At 71.4% G+C, this 21,417-nt stretch carries 20 protein-coding genes; 13 read left to right on the top strand and 7 right to left on the bottom strand.

Annotated features, from left to right (window positions below; genetic code table 11):
* Positions 1-4 precede the first annotated feature (4 nt).
* From ACBR40_RS46005 to ACBR40_RS45985, 5 genes are all read right to left on the bottom strand, one after another.
* Positions 5-910, bottom strand: a complete 906-nt coding sequence (locus ACBR40_RS46005; protein ID WP_344205787.1) for an ABC transporter permease — start codon at positions 908-910, stop codon at positions 5-7.
* Positions 907-1,914 carry an ABC transporter permease gene (locus ACBR40_RS46000; protein ID WP_344205788.1) on the bottom strand — a complete coding sequence of 336 codons (1,008 nt, stop codon included), beginning with the start codon at positions 1,912-1,914 and terminating at the stop codon, positions 907-909. The genes ACBR40_RS46005 and ACBR40_RS46000 overlap by 4 nt, the downstream gene beginning before the upstream one ends.
* Positions 1,915-1,917: 3 nt before the next feature.
* Positions 1,918-3,750: an ABC transporter substrate-binding protein gene (locus ACBR40_RS45995; protein ID WP_344205790.1), complete on the bottom strand. Its 1,833-nt coding sequence runs from the start codon at positions 3,748-3,750 to the stop codon at positions 1,918-1,920.
* Positions 3,751-3,895: 145 nt separating this feature from the next.
* On the bottom strand, positions 3,896-4,861 hold the full coding sequence (locus ACBR40_RS45990; RefSeq protein ID WP_371252838.1) for a zinc-dependent alcohol dehydrogenase family protein: 966 nt from the start codon (positions 4,859-4,861) through the stop codon (positions 3,896-3,898).
* Positions 4,862-4,927: 66 nt separating this feature from the next.
* Positions 4,928-6,121: a M20 family metallopeptidase gene (locus ACBR40_RS45985; RefSeq protein WP_344205792.1), complete on the bottom strand. Its 1,194-nt coding sequence runs from the start codon at positions 6,119-6,121 to the stop codon at positions 4,928-4,930.
* A gap of 59 nt (positions 6,122-6,180) precedes the next feature.
* Here ACBR40_RS45985 and ACBR40_RS45980 point away from each other — a divergent pair, with 59 nt between their 5' ends.
* The 7 genes from ACBR40_RS45980 (at position 6,181) to ACBR40_RS45950 (ending at position 12,793) form a co-directional block, all read left to right on the top strand.
* A complete protein-coding gene (locus ACBR40_RS45980; protein WP_344205794.1) occupies positions 6,181-6,960 on the top strand; it encodes an HAD-IIA family hydrolase in 780 nt (259 codons plus the stop codon).
* 43 nt (positions 6,961-7,003) lie between these two features.
* Positions 7,004-7,630: a hypothetical protein gene (locus ACBR40_RS45975; RefSeq protein ID WP_371252837.1), complete on the top strand. Its 627-nt coding sequence runs from the start codon at positions 7,004-7,006 to the stop codon at positions 7,628-7,630.
* A 130-nt stretch (positions 7,631-7,760) separates the two neighbouring features.
* Positions 7,761-8,285 (top strand): hypothetical protein, encoded by a 525-nt coding sequence (locus tag ACBR40_RS45970; protein WP_371252836.1) that lies wholly within the window; start codon positions 7,761-7,763, stop codon positions 8,283-8,285.
* Between the two features lie 189 nt (positions 8,286-8,474).
* The gene (locus ACBR40_RS45965; protein ID WP_371252835.1) at positions 8,475-8,873 is read left to right on the top strand and encodes a hypothetical protein; all 399 of its coding nucleotides are present in this window, start codon (positions 8,475-8,477) and stop codon (positions 8,871-8,873) included.
* A gap of 149 nt (positions 8,874-9,022) precedes the next feature.
* A complete protein-coding gene (locus tag ACBR40_RS45960; protein WP_371252834.1) occupies positions 9,023-9,955 on the top strand; it encodes an acyl-ACP desaturase in 933 nt (310 codons plus the stop codon).
* 162 nt (positions 9,956-10,117) lie between these two features.
* Positions 10,118-12,097, top strand: coding sequence for an ABC1 kinase family protein (locus ACBR40_RS45955; protein ID WP_371252833.1), 1,980 nt, complete (start codon positions 10,118-10,120; stop codon positions 12,095-12,097).
* 117 nt (positions 12,098-12,214) lie between these two features.
* Complete coding sequence (locus ACBR40_RS45950) at positions 12,215-12,793, top strand: NAD(P)H-dependent oxidoreductase (RefSeq protein WP_344205803.1); 579 nt, start codon at positions 12,215-12,217, stop codon at positions 12,791-12,793.
* A 24-nt stretch (positions 12,794-12,817) separates the two neighbouring features.
* Here ACBR40_RS45950 and arfB read toward each other — a convergent pair whose 3' ends face one another.
* A complete protein-coding gene (gene arfB / locus ACBR40_RS45945; protein WP_344205804.1) occupies positions 12,818-13,225 on the bottom strand; it encodes an alternative ribosome rescue aminoacyl-tRNA hydrolase ArfB in 408 nt (135 codons plus the stop codon).
* 100 nt (positions 13,226-13,325) lie between these two features.
* Between arfB and ACBR40_RS45940 the strand changes: the two genes are divergently transcribed.
* From ACBR40_RS45940 to ACBR40_RS45930, 3 genes are all read left to right on the top strand, one after another.
* Positions 13,326-14,153, top strand: a complete 828-nt coding sequence (locus ACBR40_RS45940) for a hypothetical protein (RefSeq protein ID WP_371252832.1) — start codon at positions 13,326-13,328, stop codon at positions 14,151-14,153.
* On the top strand, positions 14,150-14,743 hold the full coding sequence (locus tag ACBR40_RS45935) for an HAD family hydrolase (RefSeq protein WP_371252831.1): 594 nt from the start codon (positions 14,150-14,152) through the stop codon (positions 14,741-14,743). The genes ACBR40_RS45940 and ACBR40_RS45935 overlap by 4 nt, the downstream gene beginning before the upstream one ends.
* A gap of 75 nt (positions 14,744-14,818) precedes the next feature.
* On the top strand, positions 14,819-16,357 hold the full coding sequence (locus ACBR40_RS45930; RefSeq protein ID WP_371252830.1) for an alkaline phosphatase: 1,539 nt from the start codon (positions 14,819-14,821) through the stop codon (positions 16,355-16,357).
* Between the two features lie 142 nt (positions 16,358-16,499).
* Here the strand turns inward: ACBR40_RS45930 and ACBR40_RS45925 are convergent, their stop codons facing one another.
* On the bottom strand, positions 16,500-18,119 hold the full coding sequence (locus tag ACBR40_RS45925) for an efflux RND transporter periplasmic adaptor subunit (protein ID WP_371252829.1): 1,620 nt from the start codon (positions 18,117-18,119) through the stop codon (positions 16,500-16,502).
* A gap of 194 nt (positions 18,120-18,313) precedes the next feature.
* Here ACBR40_RS45925 and ACBR40_RS45920 point away from each other — a divergent pair, with 194 nt between their 5' ends.
* Genes ACBR40_RS45920 through ACBR40_RS45910 form a run of 3 tightly spaced genes read left to right on the top strand, consistent with a single transcriptional unit; the run spans position 18,314 to position 21,413 of the window.
* Complete coding sequence (locus ACBR40_RS45920; protein WP_371252828.1) at positions 18,314-19,411, top strand: efflux RND transporter periplasmic adaptor subunit; 1,098 nt, start codon at positions 18,314-18,316, stop codon at positions 19,409-19,411.
* Positions 19,408-20,157, top strand: coding sequence for an ABC transporter ATP-binding protein (locus ACBR40_RS45915; RefSeq protein WP_344205814.1), 750 nt, complete (start codon positions 19,408-19,410; stop codon positions 20,155-20,157). The genes ACBR40_RS45920 and ACBR40_RS45915 overlap by 4 nt, the downstream gene beginning before the upstream one ends.
* Positions 20,154-21,413 carry an ABC transporter permease gene (locus ACBR40_RS45910; protein ID WP_371252827.1) on the top strand — a complete coding sequence of 420 codons (1,260 nt, stop codon included), beginning with the start codon at positions 20,154-20,156 and terminating at the stop codon, positions 21,411-21,413. Before ACBR40_RS45915 ends, ACBR40_RS45910 begins: the two co-directional genes overlap by 4 nt.
* Positions 21,414-21,417: the final 4 nt, after the last annotated feature.

The following is a 21,417-nucleotide window of genomic DNA, read 5'->3' as shown; positions in this document are numbered from 1 at the left end:
CTCACTACTCCTCGCGCAGCCGGGGGTTGAAGATCTCGTCCATCGCGTCCACGACGAGCACGATGGCCAGCGTCAGCAGCAGGATCGCCAGCAGCGGCCCCAGCAGGTAGCCGAGCGCGTTCGGGGTGATCAGCGCGCCCGCCTGGAACACGGCCAGGTTGAGCATCACGCCCCAGTTGTCCGACTCGTACGGCAGCACGCCCAGGAAGAACAGGCCCACCTGCGAGTAGACCGCGCCGGTCACCGAGATGAGCATGTTCATCGCGATGTACGGCGCCATGCTCGGCAGCAGCTCCTTGCCGATGATGTGCGTCGTGGACAACCCGAGCCCGCGCGCCGCCTCGATGAAGCCGCGCTCGCGCAGCGACAGCGTCTGCGAGCGCACCGCCCGCGCCACGCCGCCCCAGCCCAGCAGGCCGAGCACGAGGCCCATCTGCCACGGGCTGCCGAAGCGCCACACGGTGGCCAGCACCAGCAGCAGCGGCAGGCCGGGGATGGTGAGCTTCATGTCGGTCACCCGCATGAGCACGGTGTCCCAGCGGCCCCGCTTGAAGCCGGAGAACAGGCCGATCGAGGTGCCGACGACCACCGTGATGAGCGCGGTGATCGCGGCGGTCAGCAGCACGTACCGGGAGCCGGTGATGACCAGCGCCAGCACGTCGCGGCCCTGCGGGTCGGTGCCGAGCCAGTGCTCCCAGCTCGGCGGCTGCGTGATCGCGGCCGGGTCGTTGGGCAGCGGGTCGGGCAGCAGCATCGGCCCGACGACCGCCATGACGACGAACCCGGCCAGGATGACCACGCCGACCAGACGGCTCGGCTTGCGCCGCATCACCCGCCACACGCCGCGCCAGAAGTTGCGGCGCAGGGTCGAGGCGGCCGATCCGGTCTCGGGGATGAGCGTCGCGCTCACGAAACCTCCTCCCCGCTGCGCACCCGCGGGTCGATGACCGTGTAGAAGAGGTCGGCGACGATGTTGGCGAGAATGGTGCCGACGGTGATGAGCAGGAACGCGCCGCCCATCAGAGCGTAGTCCCGGTCGTTGACGGCGCCGATGAGCAGCCAGCCGAGGCCGGGATAGTTGAAGATCTTCTCGATGAAGACCGCGCCGCCGAGCAGCAGGCCCAGCGACAGGGCCAGCATGGTGAACAGCGGCAGGATCGCGTTGCGCGCGATGTAGCGGAAGACGATCGAGCGCTTCATCCCGCGCAGCTCGGCCGCGAGGATGAAGTCGTCGCCGAGCACGGTGACCACCGACGACTTCATCGCCAGGATCCACCCGCCGTACGCCGACAGGGCGTAGGTGAGGACCGGCAGCAGGGCGTGCTCGACGAGCGAGCCGAGGTAGCCGGCGTTCCAGCCGGGCTCGTACAGGATGTCCACCGAGCCGTCCGCGGGCAGGACCCCGAGGAGCGTCGAGAAGATCATCACGACCAGCAGCGCCAGCACGTACTGCGGGACGCCGTGGAGCAGCGAGCCCGAGATGGACAGGGCGTCGCCGAGCTTGCCGCTGCGCTTGACGGCGGCGTACACGCCGAGGATGATCCCGACGAGGAAGCTCAGCAGCGTGCCGGCCAGCACCGGTAGAACGGTCCACTTGGCCGCGTCGGTCAGCACGTCGAGCACCGGAGTGCCGGGCCTGCTGACCGAGACGCCGAGATCGAGCCGGAACAACCCGGCCATGAAGTCGGTGTACTGCTGCCACAGGCTGCCGTCGGGCTGGAAGCCGTAGAGCACCTTGACCGCCTGCCGGGCGGCCTCGGGGGCCATGCCGCCTTCGATCAGCTTCTCGTACCGCGCGGCCATCGGGTCGCCCGGGATGTTGTTGACGATGAAGAAGCTGATCGTCGCGACTACGAGGATCATGACGAACCCGCGGGCCAGGTGGCCCGCGAGTCGCCGTGCGATGAGCGTCATAGGCTACTGCTTCGCCTTGATCAGACCTTGCTGGATCCACACGCCCGAGGGCAGGACACCGGTGCCCATCCGCAGGATGGAGTCGTCGTGCGGCCAGCCGGTGAAGCGGCTGTTGTTGACGAACTGGGTGTTGACGTAGTCCCAGAGCTGGATGACCGGGAGGTCCTGGTTGGCGGCCTTGGCGAGCTGGGCCATGATCGGCTTGGCGGCCTGCTCGTCGGAGGAGTTCAGCTTGGCGGTCAGCTCACCGGGGTTGATCTTCTCGCCGTCGACCTCGATCTCCTCGGGGCCGCCCATCCAGTTGCCGTTCTTGCCGGGCGCGGAGTGCTGCACCTTGCCGGCCACGTTCGCCCAGCCGTTGGAGGCGCCGTAGAGGCGCTGGAAGATGTCGTACGGCGCGGGGCCGAGCGCCATCAGCCAGAAGCCGACGTCGTACTTGCCGGCGGCCAGCTCCTCCAGGTAGAGCGGGTAGTCGGCGGTCGTCACGACCTCGGCGTCCACGCCGGCCTTGACGAGCTGGCTCTTGATGTTCTCCTGGGCCGACAGCCAGTCGGAGAAGCCGGCGGGCGCGTGCATGGAGACCTTCCACGCCGAGCCGTCGGCCAGCGCCCACTTGCCGTCCTTCTTGACGAGGCCGGCCTGCTTGAACTCCTCCTCGGCCTTGGCCACGTCCACCTTGTACGGCTCCAGCGACGGCAGCGTGTCCGGGATCCAGGCCTGGGCGGCCTTCTGGTGGATGCCGCTCGTCGTGACGGCGGCGGTGCCGCCCTCGGGCGAGGCGACCTGCGTGACCTGCTCGCGGTCGATGAGGTAGGCGAGGCCGCGGCGCACGTGGACGTTGTCGTACGGCTTCTTGGTCTGGTTGAAGGCCATGCTCACCGCGACCGGCGAGTAGCCCTTGATGACCTCGTTGCCGTTGGCCGACTTGATCCGGTTCATCACGTCGGTCGGCGCGGCGGTGAAGCCGGCGTGGTCGAGCTTGCCGGCGATGAGGTAGTTCCAGATCTGCTCGTTGCCGGTGTAGTTGAGGAACTTCACCTGCGCGGGGGCCACGTTCGCGGCGTTGTAGAAGTACTTGTTCTTGACCAGCAGCGCCTCGGACGGGTTCACCCGCTCCAGCACGAACGGGCCGGCGGAGACGTCCTTCTCCGGCGCGAAGGCGATGATCTTCTCGCCCAGGCCGGTGATCTCCTCGCGGGCCTTCTCGGCGTCGGCGCCCTCGCCGCGGGCGGCCTTCAGCTTGTCCCAGAAGTCGGCCGGCAGCACGCTGCTCCACACGTGGGCGGGCAGTACGGTGGTGTCGAGCACGCCGCGCGCGAACTTCGGACTGGGGTTGGCCATGTCCTGCGTGATCTTCACGGTCTGCGGGTCCACCACGGTGACCTCGGCGGCCGCGCCCGCGGCGCCGGGGGTGACGGAGAAGGCCGTGCTGCCCTGCGTGTAGGCGATGCCGATGGACATCTTCACGTCGTCAGCGGTGACGGGCTTGCCGTCGGACCACTTGGCGTTCGGCTGCAGCTTCAGCGTGATCGCGGAGTTGTCAGGGGCGATCTCCCAGCTGGCCGCGATGCCGGGGAGAGCCTGGTTGGGATCGGTGAGGTGGTTCTTGACCCAGCCGAGCTTCATGGAACTGTAGCCCGGGAAGGAGTTGCCTTTGGGGTTGTACGGGTTGGCCGGGGCGGATGCCTCCAGGCCCGGCCGGTTGACGTCGATGGTGGTGAACAGGCCACCGCCACCGCCCGCCGCGTCGCCGGACTTGTTGGTCGAACCACCGCTGCACGCCGCTGTCGCGGCGGCAAGGCCCAGCAACGTCACTACCGCTGCCAGTCGCTTCATTTGCCGCTCCGGGGGATGTCTCAAGGGATTGACCGGACCCTACGGTCGCCTCCGGAAAGCGTCAATAATCTCCAGAGACTGTGAGGTTAATGTAACTTTCCTTCATCACTGTACAGAGTGACGCTAAGCGCCATCAAGTAAAGCTTTACGGGACGACCAGCACCGCCGCGCCGTTGACCTGGTCGTTCGCCAGATCCGCCAGCGCCCGGCCGGCCGCCTCCAGGGGATAGGGCACCGCCGAGACCCGCGGCGGGTGCGCCGTCGCCAGCTCCAGATACGCCCGCCCGTCGGCCCGCGTGTTGGCCGTCACGCTGCGCACCGTGCGCTCCTGGAACAGGTGCCGCTCGTAGTTCAGCGACGGGATGTCGGTCAGATGGATCCCGGCGATCGCCAGCGTGCCGCCCCGGTCCAGCGCCTCCAGCGCCGGCGGCACGAGGTCGCCCACCGGCGCGAACAGGATGGCCGCGTCCAGCGGCTCGGGCGGCCGGTCGCCCGCCGAGGCCGCGCCCAGCTCCAGCGCCAGCCGGCGCGAGGCCGCCGACCTGGTCACCGCGTGCACGGTCGCGCCCCGCGCGATAGCCGCCTGCGCGGTCAGGTGCGCCGAGGCGCCGAAGCCGTAGATGCCGAGCCGCCCGCCCGGCGGCAGGTCGCAGCGGGCCAGCGCCCGGTAGCCGATGATCCCGGCGCACAGCAGCGGCGCCAGCCGCTCGGCGGGCACGTCGTCCGGCAGGTCGTAGACGTAGCCCTCGGGCGCCACCACGTACTCGGCGAAGCCGCCGTCGGCGTCCCAGCCCGTGTAGGCGGAGGCGGGGCACAGGTTCTCCATGCCCCGGCGGCAGTAGCGGCACGTGCCGCAGGTCGAGCGGAGCCAGGCCACGCCCACCCGGCGCCCGGTGCCCTCGACCCGGCCGACCACCTGGTGGCCGGGCGTGGTGCGCGGGCGGCGGGGCGGCAGGTCGCCCTCGGCCAGGTGCAGGTCGGTCCGGCACACGCCGCACGCCTCCACCCGCACCAGCACCTCGCCGGGGCCCGGCTCGGGGACGTCCCGCTCGACCTGCTCCAGCGGGCCGGACGCGATCGGTCCCGGCTCGCGCACCACCCACGCTCTCATGCCGCGCCACCTCCTCCTGCGGTGTTACCTCCTCAGGCCGCGTTCACTCGCGTTTCGGGCGGCGGCTCAGGCCCCGGCGAGCCGCGTCGCCGCGAGTGAGGCGTAGAGCGCGGCGCCGTCCGTGAGCACCGCGTCGTCGAAGCGCGCCTCGGGGGAGTGGTTGTAGGGGGCGGTGGCCGGGTCCAGGTCGGGCGGGCACGCGCCCAGGAACACGAACGCCCCCGGCACCCGCTCCAGCACGTACGAGAAGTCCTCCGACCCCATCACCGGCTGCGGGGCGACGAAGTAGCGCCCCGGGCCGAACAGCTCGTCGGCCGTCCTGCCCACGAACCCGGCCTCGTCCTGGTCGTTGACCGTCACCGGGTAGCCCATCCCGAACGACGTCTCCGCCGTCATGCCGTGCGCCGCCGCGATGCCCTCGACCAGCTCCACCAGCCGCCGCTTGACCAGCGCCCTGTTCTCCTTGCTGAACGTGCGCACCGTCGCCTCGAACCGGGCCTCGTCGGGGATCACGTTGTCGGCCGAGCCGCCGTGGAAGCTGCCCACCGTCACCACCACCGGGTCGAACACGTCGAACGTCCGGGTCACCATCGTCTGCAGCGCGGTCACCATCGCGCAGCCCGCCTGGATCGGGTCCAGCGCCCGGTGCGGGCTCGACCCGTGCCCGCCCCGGCCCTTGACCGTCACGCAGAACACGTCCGCTGCCGCCATGATCGGCCCCGGCCGGGAGGCGAACAGCGCGTTCGGCAGCATCGACGACACCACGTGCATCCCGTACGCGGCCACGGGCCGCTCGCCCGCCGCCTCCAGCACGCCCTCGTCGATCATGTACTTGGCGCCCTCGTGGCCCTCCTCGCCCGGCTGGAACATGAAGATCACGTCGCCGGCCAGCTCCTCGCGCCGCGCGCTCAGCAGGTGCGCCGCGCCCGCCAGCATCGCGGTGTGCAGGTCGTGGCCGCAGGCGTGCATCTGGCCGGGCAGCTGGGAGACGAAGGGCAGGTCGTTCTTCTCCGTCACCGGCAGCGCGTCCATGTCGCCCCGCAGCAGCACCGCGGGTCCCGGCCTGCCGCCGCGCAGCACGGCCGTCACCGAGCTGAGCGCCTCGCCGGTCCTGATCTCCAGCGGCAGCCCGTCCAGCGCCGCCAGCACCTTCTCCTGGGTGCGGGGGAGGTGGAGGCCGAGCTCCGGCGTGGTGTGGAGGGAGTGCCTGAGCTGTACGAGTTCGTCCCGCATGTCCTGTGCGGATTCCATGAACGACATGAGCACATTGTTCACGTACCGGCACGGAAGTCGACAAGATACGTCGGTACGATGGCCGGGTGACTCAGCGTAAGCGGATCGACTCCTGGCTGTCCGACATGGACGGCGTCCTCGTCCACGAGGGGCGGCCGGTTCCCGGGGCCGCCGAATTCATCAAGAAGCTCAGCGAATCCGGCAAGAAGTTCCGGGTGCTCACCAACAACTCGATCTACACGCAGCGCGACCTGTCCGTACGCCTGGCCGGGGCCGGGCTGACCGTGCCCGCCGAGTCCATCTGGACCTCCGCCCTCGCCACCGCCCAGTTCCTCGACGACCAGCGGCCGGGCGGGTCGGCGTACGTCATCGGCGAGGCCGGGCTCACCACCGCACTGCACGAGGTCGGCTACATCCTCACCGACCTCGACCCCGACTACGTCGTGCTCGGCGAGACCCGCACCTACAGCTTCACCCAGATCACCCGCGCCATCCGGCTCATCGAGAACGGCGCCCGCTTCATCGCCACCAACCCCGACCCCATCGGGCCGTCCACCGAGGGCTCCCTCCCGGCCTGCGGCGCCGTCGCCGCCCTCATCACCAAGGCCACCGGCGTCGCCCCCTACTTCGTCGGCAAGCCCAACCCCCGCATGATGCGCAGCGCGCTCAACGACATCGAGGCGCACAGCGAGACCACGGCGATGATCGGCGACCGCATGGACACCGACATCGTCTCCGGCATGGAGGCGGGCCTCTACACGATCCTCGTCCTCACCGGCGTCATGCAGCGCGAGCAGATCGACCGCTACCCCTACCGGCCGTCCCTCATCGTCGAGTCGGTCGCCGACCTCATCGACCTCATCTGAACCTGACGGATCCCGACAGGTACGCCTGGCAGGCTGTGACGCCATGAACCGCGTTCACCTGGAGATCGGGCGCAAGAAGGTGTTCGCCTGCTCGCTCGACTGGCCCGGCTGGGCCCGTTCCGACAAGAGCGAGGAGGCGGCCCTCGACCGCCTGATGGACTACGAGGCCCGCTACCGCGTCGTCGCCGACCGGGCCGGCGTCCCGTTCCTGCCGGGGGAGCCGGAGGTGGTGGCCCGCGTGCCCGGCGACGCCTCCACCGACTTCGGCGTCCCCGCGATCGTCGTCCCCGGCCTGGACCTGGAGCCGCTGCCCGCCGCCGACGCCACGCGCCAGGTCGCGCTGATGCGCGCCGCCTGGGACCTGTTCGACGAGGTCGCGGGGGACGCCCCCGAAGAGCTGCGCAAGGGCCCGCGCGGCGGCGGGCGCGACCGCGACCGGATCGTGAGTCACGTGGTGGAGGCCGAACGCGCCTTCGCCCGCAAGGTGGACGTGCGGCACAAGCCGTACAAGTCGGCCGCCGACCGCGATGCCCTGCGCCAGGAACTCACCGCCACCCTGTCCTCCGCCTGGCAGCCACCCCTCACCACCGCCTGGCCACCCCGCTACGCACTGCGCCGCGTCACCTGGCACGTCCTCGACCACCTCTGGGAGATCGAGGACCGCAAGTAGATCAGAACTCACTACTCACCGTCGCAACTCTCCCACTCTGTGCAATCATCGCCTGGCGCAGAAAGGGACCTGGCTAAACTACGTAGCCAGGTCCCACCAGTCACTGTAGGCATTGGAGGGGCTCGTGTACGTGGAATTCGAGATCGACGGCCTGAAGCGCCGGGTGGGCGACATCGAGAAGTTCCTGAAAACGGGGGGCATCGTGACGGACCACACCAAGGAACTCGACCGACACCTCAAGCTCTTCGAGCGCGTCGACGTCCGCACGGAGAAGATGCAGAAGGACATCACGCACCTCCGCAAGGACGTCACAGCCATGCAGGGCGACATCACGCACCTCCAAAGCGATGTCACAACCATGCAGGGCGACATCACCCGTCTTCAGGGCGATGTCACGAGGATGCAGAGCGACATCACGCACCTCCGCAAGGACGTCACCACGATGCAAGGCGACATCACCTGCCTGCAAGGGGACGTCACTGAGATCAAGGGCGAGGTGTCCGAGCTCCGAGTCACTGTCACGAGCCTGGACGCGAGGGTCACCGACCTGGATGCGAAGGTGACGCACCTGGATGACAAGGTGACCCGCCTGGATGACAAGGTGACGAAGCTGGACTCCAAGGTGGATCTGATCCTGGAGAAGTTGAGCGCGTAAGGCGGGGGAGCCCTCGGCCGAAGAGGGCCGGGGGCTCCAGCATGTTCGACACGACGCGTCTGATGTGGGCAAAGCCGGTCTCGCGGAGGGGGCGTGCTGGCTACGATCGTCACAGAACGCGATCGGACGGACACGACGACGCGAGGGAGAAGGCGGGCGTGGGTGGATGTGCAGACGGAGATTCTCGGCTTGAAGCTCCGTGTTGAGGACCTGGAGGCGGACCGCGACAGGTCGGCCGGCCCGTCGGCGGCCCGCCACGCGGAGCTGCTGCGCGAGATCAACGAACGGACCCGGGTCCTCCAGAAGGAGATAGCCGCCCTCCGTGGCCGCGTCGGCGAGGTCTGCCTGGAGATGGGCCAGGACCTCGCGGCCCTGCAGACCGAGGTCGAGGGCGTGCGTCGCGCGATGGTCCCGCCGTTCGTCCGGGTGTCCAGGAGCTCCGGCGACGAGATCCAGCTGCGCGTCGACATCGCCGAGGGGTTCGCGGAGGTGCGGGCCGAGATGGCCCAGGAGTTCGAGTCCGTACGTTCGGAGATGCTCGACCTCGGCATCAAGCTCGACCGGTTACTGGCCCGGGAGGACGACTGAACCGGACCGGGCCGGGCAAGGCAGACATGGCCACAATGGACATCGTGCACAAAAAGTCGCACCGAGTCATAGACGCCCACACTCTTTGACCGGTAGGTCCTTCAGGTAGCCTAACCTACGGTACCGTAACCTGAAGGAGAAGATCATATATGGCGATGACTCAGACGGAGCTGCTGCACGAGCTCGAGCCCGTCGTGGCCGTCGAGCTGGACCGCCACGAGAAGATGGCCAAGGAGTGGTTCCCGCACGAGTACATCCCGTGGAGCGAAGGCCGTGACTTCGACGGCATCTACGGGGGCGAGGCGTGGCAGGAGAGCGACTCGAAGATCCCCGAGGCCGCCCGTGTCTCCCTCATCGTCAACCTCCTGACCGAGGACAACCTGCCCAGCTACCACCACGAGATCGCCACCACGTTCGGCCGCGACGGCGCGTGGGGCACCTGGGTGCACCGCTGGACGGCCGAGGAGGACCGGCACGGCACCGCCATCCGCGACTACCTCACGGTGACCCGCGCGGTCGATCCCGTCGCGCTGGAGCGGGCCCGCATGCACCACATGGAGCAGGGCTTCGCCACCGAGTACGGCACCATGCTCCAGCAGCTCGCCTACGTCTCCTTCCAGGAGCTCGCGACCCGCATCGCCCACCGCAACACCGGCAGGGCCTCCGGCGACGAGGGCTGCGAGCGCCTGCTCGCCCGCATCGCCGCCGACGAGAACCTGCACATGCTCTTCTACCGCAACCTGCTCAAGGCGGCCTTCGAGCTCGACCCGGGCCAGACCATGCGCGCGGTGACCGACGTCGTCACGACGTTCCAGATGCCCGGCCAGGGCATGGAGGGCTTCACCCGCAAGGCCCTCATCATCGCCAACGAGGGCATCTACGACCTGCGCCTGCACCTCGACGACGTGCTCATGCCGGTGCTGCGGCAGTGGTCGGTGTTCGACAAGACCGGGCTCGGCCCCGAGGGGGAGGCGGCCCGCGACGAGCTGGCCGCGTTCCTGGACAGGACCGAGGCGACGGCCGCCAGGTTCGTCGAGCGCCGGGAGGAGCGCCGCGCCCGCGCCGCCGCCCGCCTCGGCTGACGGCCGTGACGCAGGCCCCGGTTGACGGCCCCGGTTGACGGCCTCGGTTGACGGCCGCCCCGGTCGACGCCGGCCTCGGTTGACGGTCGTTCCGGCCCACGGGTCGGGAAACGGTCGGCCCGTGGCGGGACGCGCGGGCCGGACGTGCCATGATCCTGCCCCATGGACGTCCTGGCCCAGTTGCTCATCGCCCTGTTCGCGTTACTGACGATCATCCTGCTCGCCCTGGCGGCGCAGCGGCTGCTGGGCGTCAGGTTCGGCGCGGTCCGCACGCTCGTGGCAGGGCTGGCCGCGTTCCTGCTGGCGCAGCCGCTGCTCGGTCCGCTGCTGACGGCGATGAACATCCCCGCGGACGGGCAGGTGCCGGACGCGGGCGCGCTGGGTGTCCTGCTGCTCGCCACGATGGCCATGGTGCTCATCCCCATGGTGCTGCTGGTGCTGGCCGAGGCGCTGGTCCCGCCCGGCTCGCTGCCGGGGCCGGTGGAGCTGCTGCGCTCGGTGCGGGGACGGGTCTCGCGGGCCCGCCGCTACTCGCAGATCACCAGGATCGCGATCAAGCACGGCCTCGGCCCCTACCTGCGCGGCCGGGGCGAGCGGCTGGAGGACCGTACGGGCAAGGTGCGCCTGGCCAGGTCGCTGCGGGAGGCGCTGGACGAGGGCGGCGTCACGTTCGTCAAGCTCGGCCAGGTGCTGTCCACCCGGCGTGACCTGCTGCCCGCCGAGTTCGTCGAGGAGCTGGGGCGGCTGCAGGACCAGGTGGTCCCGGCGCCGTGGGCGCAGATCGAGCCGGTGCTGGTGGCGGAGCTGGGCGCGCCGGTGGAGGAGGTCTTCGCCGCCTTCGACCGTACGCCGCTGGCCGCCGCCTCCATCGGGCAGGTCCACGCCGCCCGGCTGCCCGGCGGCGAGGACGTCGTGGTCAAGGTACGCAGGCCGGGCATCGGAAGGGTGGTGGCCAAGGACCTCGACATCGTCCGGCGGCTGGCGGCCACGCTGGAGTCCCGCACCCGGTGGGGCCGTTCGCTGGGGCTGCGCGACCTCGCGGAGGGGTTCGCGGCGGCCATCCGCGAGGAGCTGGACTTCCGCGTGGAGGCCGCCAACATGGCCGCCGTCACCGCCCCCCAGCCGCCCGCCAACGCGGAGGGCGCCCCGCGCGTCCGGTACCCGGCGCCGATGACGGCGCTCTGCACCGAGCAGGTGCTGGTCATGCGGCGGCTGTCCGGGCGGCCGGTCACCGATGCCGCGCCCGAGGACGGCCCGCGCCTGGCCCGCGACCTCCTCGACTGCCTGCTCCGCCAGATCCTCGTGGACGGCGTCTTCCACGCCGACCCGCACCCCGGCAACCTCATGCTGCTCGACGACGGCGCCCTGGGCCTGCTCGACTTCGGCTCGGTGGGCCGCCTGGACGCCGCGGTCCGCTCCGCCCTGCAACGCTTCCTGCTCGCCATGGACCGCCAGGACCCGCTCGGCGTCACCGACGCCCTGCTGGAGGTGGTGCCCCGCCCCGAGGACATCGACGAGGCCGCGCTGGAACGCGCGCTCGGCCAGTTCATGGCCCGCCATCTGGGGCCGGGCATGGACAGCGTCCAGATGTTCACCGACCTGTTCAGGATCGTCACGGCGTACGGGCTGTCCGTGCCGCCGGAGGTGGCGGCCGTCTTCCGCGCGCTGGCCACGCTGGAGGGCACGCTGGTGCGCCTGTCGCCGGGCTTCGACCTCATCGGCGAGGCCCGCGCGTTCGCGGGCCGCCACATCGCCGAGCGGGCCGAGCCGGCCGCGGTGCGGGAGACGCTCACGCAGGAGCTGGCCGCGCTGCTGCCGATGCTGCGCCGCCTGCCGCGCCGGGTCGAGCGCATCGCCAGCGCCGCCGAGCACGGCCGGCTGGCGTTCAATGTGCGGCTGCTGGCCGACGAGCGCGACCGCCGCTATCTGACCGGGCTGCTGCACCAGGTGCTGCTGACGGTGCTCGGGGCCACGTCGGGCGTCATGGGGGTGATGCTGCTCGCCAACGACGGCGGGCCGCAGATCATGCCGGGGGCGACGCTTTACCACCTCATCGGCTACAACCTGCTGATGATCTCGGCGATCCTCATGTTGCGGGTGCTCGCGCCGATCTTCAGAAGACGTCCGGAATCCGAGGACTAACTCCCGCACCAGGGGTAGAGCTGCGGCGCGGAAACCACTCTTGACTCGGGCATGGTCTTGGACAACCTACGCATCGGGCAGGTTTCCGGTAACACCGGACCCCCTTGGGAGCAGAGGGTGAAAATCATCGGCATCGCCGCCGGCCTGCACGCCGGTTCCTTCGTCAACAGGCTGCTGGGAGCGGCGGGCGGTGAGTTGCCCGAGGACGTCGGATTCGAGGTGTGGTCCGGGTTGGGGGAGATGCCGCCGTACGAGCCGGGGCCGATGCCCGCGCCCGTGGGGGAGCTCATCCGGCTGATCCTGGCGGCGGACGCGGTGGTCGTGACGGCGCCCGAGCACAGCCTGCTGCCGGACGAGCTGATCGACACCCTTGACTGGCTGGCCGCGTCCGGGGTGCTGGCGGGCCGGCTGGTCGCGGTGATGAGCGCGAGCGCGCGGGCGTGCGGGGCGATGTGGGCCCAGGCGGAGCTGTACAAGAGGCTGCAGATCGCCGGGGCCGTGGTGACGGGCGCCGAGCTGGTGATCCTGCCCGGCCGCCGGCACTTCGACGAGGACGGCCGCCTCGCCGACCCGGTCCTGCGCGCGCAGGTACGTGACGTGATCGGTCAGCTGTGCCTGGCCCAGCCGGCGCAACCGGTCCTTGACGAGGTCATGGAGCCCGCCCTCGGACTGCGCGAGCCCGTGCTCTCCCTCTGAACCCTCTCCCCGGGAAGCGCCGGCTCAGAGGCCGCGGCGCAGCCGTTTGATGTCCGAGCGCTGCTTCTTGGCGGCGATGCGGCGCTCGACGGAGCCCCGGCTGGGCTTGGTCGGGCGCCGCCGCTTCGGCGGCGGGGCGATGGCCTCGCGCAGCCGCTGGGCCAGCCGCTGCGTGGCGGCCTCCCGGTTCCTGAGCTGCGAACGGTACTCGGAGGCGGCGATCGTCACCGTGGCCGACCCCAGCCGGTCGAGCGCCCGCTGCTTGAGCGCGGGCGGCAGCGCTGTGCTCGCCGCCACGTCGAAGGTGAGCTCCACCCGGCTGTCGGTGGTGTTGACGCCCTGGCCGCCGGGCCCCGACGAACGCGAGAAGCGCCAGACGAGCTCGGCGTCGGGGATGACGACGGCGTCGTTGACGACCAGCGGGCCGGGCATGAGCGGAACTCCTGTCGGGATGGATCGTGGGTCCTTGACCGAGTGTCACCGTATCTGGATGACATATGCCGATTCCAACGGTATTTCCTTGGATACGCGCATGAGGGAGGCAGGAGTGGCGGTCATCGTCGGGGTGCACGGCATCGGCAAGTACGACTACTTCCAGGAGGCTGGTTCGGCCGCCGGGGCGGCGGAGGCCATGCGGTTGAAGTGGGACCGTTACCTGCACGCGGCCCTCGGCGGCAAGGGGGACGGACACTACTTCAGCGAGATCGCCTACTTCTCCCACCTGCTGCGGGACGGCGAGGCGCGGGCGCGCTCCCTGGCCGCCATGGACGCCCCCGCCCAGCAGGTCCTGCTGGAGTGGGCGCGCAACCGGGGGCTGGGCGAGCAGGTCACGGGCGCGCTCAGGGCGTTCACCGGATGGCTGCTCACCGCGCTCGACGCCCGGTCCACGGCCTTCGCCGAGCTCTTCGCGCCCGAGGTGGCGGCCTACCTCACCGACGCGGCCAGGCGCGAGCGGTGCCGGCAGGCCGTGGCCGAGACGGTCCGCCGCAACCGTCCCAAGGTGGTCATCGCGCACTCGCTCGGAAGCGTCGTCGCGTACGAGACCTTGTGGGCCAACCCCGACCTGCGGATCGAGCTGCTGATCACCCTCGGCAGCCCGCTCGGCATGCGCAACGTCGTCTTCGAACGGCTGCTGCCCGCCCCCATCAACGGCCGCGGCGAGCGGCCGCCCGGCGTGGCCCGCTGGGTGAACATCGCCGACAAGGACGACATCGCCGCCATCCCGCCCGGCCTGGGCGGCTGCTTCACCGGCGTGGACGCCGAGGAGCTGGTCAACCTCGACTGGCTCGACTTCCACACGGCCGAGAAATACCTGGGCTGCCCCGCGCTCGACCCGCATCTGCGACCATTCCTGGCATGACCTGGATCGTGTTCGACTACGGCGGCGTGCTGTCGCTGCCCCAGCCCGAGGCCGACACCCTGGAGATGGCCCGCGCGATGAACGCCGACCCCGAGGCGTTCGTGACCGGCTACTGGCGGCACCGGCTGGACTTCGACCGGGCCGACCTGACCCCGCACGCCTACTGGGCGGCGGTGCTCGGCCGGCCCGTCACCCACAGCGAGGTCGCCCGCCTGGTCGCCATGGACGTCGCCGGCTGGGCCCACCCCGACCAGGGCACCGTCGCGCTGCTCGGCGAGCTGCTGGCCGACGGCCGCGACGTGGCGCTGCTGTCCAACGCGCCGATCTGCCTCGGCGACGGCCTGGACGAGCTGCCGTGGATCGCCGCCATCGCACGCCGCTTCTACAGCGGCAGGATGGGCCTGGTGAAACCGGACCGGGAGATCTACGACGAGGTCGCCCGCGCGCTCGGCACCGAGCCGGCCGACGTCGTCTTCATCGACGACCGCCTCGAGAACGTCGAGGGCGCCGAACGCGCGGGCATGACCGGCCTGCTCTACACCGGCTCCGCCGACCTGCGCGCCGCCCTCGGGGCCGTGCTCGCCGCCTGAGGACGACCGTTGCTGTTCACCGGGCCTTGACTCCCCGGCCACGGGCGGGTCAGCCCGGCCGGACATACCTGGTACGTGGACCGCAGAGCCTTCCTGACCGCAGCGGCGGCCGGCCTCGTCACCTCACCGGCGTGGGCCGCCCCCGCCTCGGCCACCTCGTCCAGAACCTCCCGAACCCTCCGCTCCGACCCGTTCACGCTCGGCGTGGCCTCCGGCGACCCGTCGGCCGACGGCTTCGTGCTGTGGACCCGGCTCGCCGCCGACCCTCTCGGCGGCGACGGCCGCGGCGGCATGCCCTCCCGCGACGTCGAGGTGGGCTGGCAGGTCGCGGCCGACGAACGTTTCTCCAAGGTCGTCCGGTCAGGCACCGCCACCGCCCGCGCCCGCGGCGCGCACAGCGTGCACGTCGAGCTGTCCGGCCTGGAGCCGGGCCGCGAGTACTTCTACCGCTTCCGCGCCGAGGGCCGGCTGTCCCCGGCCGGCCGCACCCGCACCACGCCTGCCGGCGCGACAACGCCGCTCACGTTCGCCGTCGCCGCCTGCGCGCACTACGAGCACGGCTACTACACCGCCTACCGCCGCCTCGCCGAGCAGGAGCCCGACCTCGTGGTGTTCCTCGGCGACTACATGTACGAGTACGGCCCCAGCGGCTACACCGCCCTGGCCGGTCGCGTCCGTACCCACACGCCGGGCAAGTGCCGGACCCTGGCCGACTACCGCCTCCGCCACGCCCAGTACAAGAGCGACCCCGACCTGCAGCGGGCGCACGCGGGCGCGCCGTGGCTGGTGGCCTTCGACGACCACGAGGTGGAGAACAACTGGGCCGGCGAGGTCTCCAGCACCGGCGCGACCGGCTTCGCCGGGCGGCGGGCGCACGCGTTCCGCGCCTACTACGAGAACATGCCGCTGCGCCGCGCCAGCCTGCGGGGCACCTCGCTGCGGGTGAACCGGCGCGTCTCCTGGGGCACGCTGGCCCGCTTCCACCTGCTCGACACCCGGCAGTTCCGCGACGACCAGGCCTGCCTGGACGGCGTACGGGCGGGCTGCGACGAGCGGCTGTCCGGCCGGCGCACCCTGCTCGGCCGTGACCAGTGGCGCTGGCTGGAGGACGGCCTGCACGGCTCCACCGCCCGCTGGAACCTGCTCGGCCAGCAGATCATGGTGGCCCAGCGCGACTTCAGGACCGGTCCGGGCCGCGAGGTCAACCTGGACTCCTGGGACGGGTACGCCGCCGAGCGCACCCGCCTCCTCGGCGCGCTGTCGCGTACCGCGAACCCGGTGGTGCTGACCGGCGACGCCCACATGCACCACCTGGCCGAGCTCAAGCCCGACTTCGACGACCCGGACTCGCCGGTCGTCGCGAAGGAGCTGATCACCTCGTCCATCGCCAGCGACGGCGACGGCTACCGCGACCGGGAGTGGATCGCCGCCGCGCTGCGGGAGAACCCCCACTTCTCCTACATCGACCAGCGCCGCGGCTACCTCATGGCCCGGCTCACCAGGGACGAGCTGTCGGTCGACTTCCGTACGCTCGACCGCGTCTCACGGCGCGGCGCGCCCGCCAAGACCTCGCACCGGCTCACGCTGACGGCCGACTCCCTGAACGCCCGCTGAGAGCAAACTGAGGATCCGCTCAACAGGCGGCCCGGCAACGAGGCCGGGCCGCGACCCGGGGGCAGGTCCGCCCTCTCCCGAGGCCGCCGGGGGGCGGGGCGGGCCCGGGTCGCGGCCCGGGGATCATGGGACGCCGGACGCGTCAGGCATCGGGCCAGGCGCCGTCGGGGAACTCACCCGTGGTGCCGTCCGAGATCACCACCTGGTCGCGCTCGGTCAGGCCCGAGGTGACCTCGACGTACTGGTCGCCGCGCACGCCCGTCTCCACCACCTTGGCCAGGTCACGGCCACCGGACCGTACGGTGATCACCTGGGCGCCGTCCGGCCTGCTGCGGACCGCCGCCGCCGGGACGTAGATCGCGTCCGCGGCCGCGTCCGTGGTGACCGTCACCGAGGCCGTCTGCCCCAGCATCAGGCCGGTCGGCGGCTCGTCGAAGGCGAGGGTGACCGAGTAGCGGACGAGTTGACCGTCCCTCGTCGCGGTCGGCGCGATCGCCGTCACCGTGCCCGTGTGACGCTCGCCCGGGCGGGTCGCCAGGGTGATCGCGGCCTGCTGGCCGAGCTGCAGCCGGTTCACGTCGGACTCGGTCACCATGGCCTGGACCTGCAGCTCGTCCAGGTCGCCCAGGCTGATGAAGGTGCCGGTGCCGGCCTGGTCGCCGGGCGCGCCCGCCACCGAGAGGACGGTGCCCGCCGCCGGGGCGAGGATGCGGGTGGCGCGTACGGCGTCGGCGGCCTCCTCAAGGGCGGCCTCGGCGCGGTCCACGTTCGCGGTGGCCTGCTCCTTGGTGGTGCCCTGGCCGGCGGTCCTCGGGCTGGTGGACGGGGCGGTGGAGGGGGCGCAGGAGCCGGTGTCCGGGCGGGCCGAGGGTTTGCCGGCGGTGGTCCGCCTCTTCGTGGCGGACGGCTTGGACGTGGGGGAGGCGGCCGGGCGGTGGGTTTGCTGCGTCCCGTCGTCCTGGGGCGGGGCGGTGACGGTTTCGGTGACCGTGACCGTGGCCGTCACGGTGGCGGTGACGGTCACCGTGGATCCAGGTTCGGGCTCGGTGGGCCTGGTGGTCGGGGTGGTCGGGGTGGTCGGGGTGGAGGTAGGAGTGGCGGTCGGCGTGGCCGTGGGACGCGGGGTGCGGGTCGGCTCGGGGGTCGGCGAGGTCGTGCCGCCGTGGCCGGGGGAGCGGACGGGACCGAGCAGCGCGCCCCCGGCAGGGCCGCCGGTGGCGGCGGCGGCGCTGGTCCGGGTGCCGGCCGGGGTGGCCGAGGGGGTTCCAGCGGGACGGCCGGACGCCGTGGCGCTGGGCTTGCCGCCGACAGGGGTGCAGTCCGTGCCACCGCGCGTCGCGGATGCGCCTTTGGACGCCGACGTGCCCGCGGACGTGGAGGTGCCCGTGGTCGTGGAGCTGGCGGTGGACGCCTTGTCCAGTGCCTCCTCGGCCGCCGCCAGGTCGGCCTTGGCCGCCTCGTACGCCTCCCGCGCCTCCCGCCCGTCGATCCGGGCCAGGACCTGGCCCTTCTTCACCTTCGCCCCCGTCTTGACGTACACCTTGGTGACGGTGCCTGAGGAGCCGAAGGCCAGGTCGCGGCGGGAGCCGTCCACGGTGCTGCCCGCGGCGCTCACCACCGCCGTGACCTGCCCGCGCTGCGCCGCGGCGAGCCGTACCTGGACGGCGGCGGGGGAGTCGTCGCGCGTCGCGAGCACGGCCACGCCCGACCCGGCGGCGAGCACGACCAGGGCGAGCCCGCCCAGCGCGAAAGTCCGTCTCATGACGGATCATCCTGGCGAAGCAGGTTCGCGGCAGCCTGCGAGCCGCCTGCAAGTTCTCTGTGCGCCCGCAGGGGCGGGCCCGCTGTCAGCGAACGTTCAGCTTGCTCGCGGCTGCGACGCAGCCTGGTGTGCAAGGGTCACCGCTCGTGAAGGTGTCGAACAGGCGCAGATCGCGCAAGAGCCGCGGAGCGCTGATGACCAACGGAGCGCTGGCGGTGCTCCTGCTGGGTGGGGCCGCGTTCGCCTACTCCCAGCTCGGTACGGAGGAGGCGGCGAGCGAGAGCGCCGTACGGACGGTGACGGCGAGCCGCGGAACGGTCGTGGCCGCGATGTCCGCCACGGGCGCGGTCGAGAGCGCCAGGTTCCGCGCCCTGTCCTTCGGCACGTCCGGCACGGTCGAGAAGATCTACGTCAAGGCCGGCGACAAGGTGAGCAAGGGCCAGCTCCTGGCCCGGCTGGACGACGCCGCCGCCCAGGAGAACCTGTCGGCGGCCAAGGCCGCCTACGACAGCGCCCTCGCCGACGGCACGGACACGGCGCAGCTCTACGCCGCCTACGTCAAGGCCCGCAACTCCTACCGCGAGGCGCAGCGGACGGCCGCCGCCACGGTGCTGAAGGCCCCCTTCGGCGGCACCGTCACGGCCGTCAACGGCTCGGTCGGCGCGAACGCCGGCGGCTCGGGCGGCCAGAGCAGCGCAGGGCAGGGTCAGTCGCAGAGTTCCAGCGGGTCCACCTCCACGTCCACGTCCGGCTCCGGCTTCGTCGAGCTGGCCGACACCACCAAGCTGCAGCTCGTCGGCACCTTCACCGAGTCCGATGTCGGCAAGCTGAAGAAGGGCCAGAGCGCCACGGTCACGTTCGACGCGCTGCCCGGCGTGAGCGCCACCGGCAAGGTCACCCAGATCGAGCCGGTCGCCACCACCAGCAACAACGTCGTCCAGTACCCGGTCACGGTGACGTTCACCGAGGTGCCCGACGAGGTGCGGCTGGGCCAGACCGCCACCGTCGAGGTCGTCACCGGCCGCGCGGAGAACGTCGTCGCCGTCCCGTCCACGGCGATCTCCACCAGCGGCGGCCAGACCACCGTCACCGTGCTCCGGCAGGGCCGCCAGACCCGGACCCCGGTGGAGGTCGGCGTACAAGGGACGACCCTGACCGAGATCAGGTCGGGCGTCTCGGAGGGTGAGCAGATCGTGCCCCCGGCCGCCTCGACCGGCACCACGCAGGGCGGCAACGGCCGCTTCGGCGGCGGCTTCCCCGGCGGTGGCGGCATACCCGGGGGCGGGCGATGACCGCCGGGCTGCGCGTCGTGGAGGACGTGCCGGTCCTCCGGGTACGGAACCTGGTCAAGGAATACGGCGAGGGCGACGCCAGGGTCCGCGCCCTGCGCGGCGTCAGCCTGGACGTCCAGCAGGGCGACTACGTGGCCATCATGGGCGCCTCCGGCTCCGGCAAGTCCACGCTCATGAACATCCTCGGCTGCCTGGACGTGCCGACCTCGGGGACGTACCTGATCGACGGCGCCGACGTGGGCCGCCTGAACGAACGGCAGCTCGCGATCCTGCGCAACCGGCGGGTCGGGTTCGTCTTCCAGTCCTTCAACCTGATCCCGCGCATGAGCGCGCTGGCCAACGTCGAGCTGCCCCTCGTGTACGGCGGCGTCCCCCAGGCCGAACGGCGCGCCCGCGCGCTGGCCGCGCTGGAGGAGGTCGGCCTGCGCGACCGCGTGCACCACGAGCCGAACCAGCTCTCCGGCGGCCAGCAGCAGCGCGTCGCCGTGGCGCGGGCGCTGGTCACCGCGCCGGCCCTGCTGCTGGCCGACGAGCCGACCGGCAACCTGGACACCGCCTCCACGAACGACGTGCTCCAGATCCTGGACCGGCTCAGCGCGGCCGGCCGCACGATCGTCTGCATCACGCACGAGGACGACGTCGCCGCGCACGCCAAACGGGTGATCCGCCTGGTGGACGGCGAGGTCGTCGAGGACCGCAGGCAGGCGCCGGTGGACGGCCCGCCCCCGAGGACGGCAGCCGGATGAACCAGTTCGAGATCCTCCGCTTCGCGCTGCGCGGCCTGCTGGCCAACAAGATGCGCAGCGTGCTGACCACGCTCGGCATCCTCATCGGCGTGGCGGCGGTCATCCTGCTGGTCGCCGTCGGCGAGGGCTCCTCCCGCTCGATCCAGCAGAACATCCAGCGCCTCGGCGCGAACACCCTCACGATCTCCCCGTCGTTCTCGGGCGGCGGCGGCGGGGGCGGCGGTTTCCGCGCCGGCGGGGCGGGCGGGGGCGGCAACACCGGGCCGCGTACCCAGGCCAGGCAGCTCACCCTGGCCGACGCCAAGGCGCTGACCGACCGGACGCTCGCGCCGTCGGTCAAGAGCGTCTCGCCGGTCGTGAACGCCTCCTCGGCGACGGCCGTGTACGGGCCGGCCAGCCACGCGATCTCCCAGTTCGTCGGCACCTACCCCAGCTACTTCGAGGCGATGAACAAGCCCGTCGCCCAGGGCACGTACTTCTTCAACGACGACGTGCTGGCCGCGCGGAAGGTCGTGGTGCTCGGCCGGACCGTCGTCGAGGAGCTGTTCGGGACGGTGGACCCGATCGGCAAGCAGGTCAGCGTGTCCGGGGTGCCGTTCACGGTGGTCGGGGTGCTCAAGGAGGCCGGGTCCACCGGCATGCAGGACGCCGACGACATCGCGATCGCGCCGCTGCCGGCCGTGCAGCAGAGCCTGAGCGGGTTCGGCTCGCTCGGCCAGATCGTCGTCCAGGCGACCGGCGCCGGCACCACCACGACGGCGCAGTCCGAGGTCACCGCTATTCTCAACCAACGACATGGCATCACCGGCAACAACCCCGACTACCGCATACTCAACCAGGCCACGTTGCAGGAGACCGTCAGTGAGGCGACCGGCACCTTCACCGTGCTGCTCGGCGCGGTCGCCGCGATCTCGCTGCTGGTGGGCGGCATCGGCATCACCAACATCATGCTGGTGACGGTCACCGAGCGCACCCGCGAGATCGGCATCCGCAAGGCGATCGGCGCGCCGCGCGGCGCGATCCTGGGCCAGTTCCTGGTGGAGGCCACCCTGCTGAGCCTGGTGGGCGGGTTGTCGGGCGTGCTGGTGGCCTTCATCGGCACCAGGTTCAGCATCGCCGGCATCGAGCCGGTCCTCGTGCCGTCGTCGGTGGCGCTGGCCCTGGGCGTGTCGGTGGGCATCGGTCTGTTCTTCGGCAGTTATCCGGCAAACCGGGCGGCCAAGCTCCGGCCGATCCAGGCCCTGCGCCACGAGTAAGGAG

The sequence above is a fragment of the Nonomuraea sp. AD125B genome (assembly GCF_041402765.1).
GTDB classification, from domain to species: Bacteria; Actinomycetota; Actinomycetes; order Streptosporangiales; family Streptosporangiaceae; genus Nonomuraea; species Nonomuraea bangladeshensis.
Note: the sequence above shows the minus strand (reverse complement) of the source record. Positions and strands in the feature narration are given on the sequence as shown.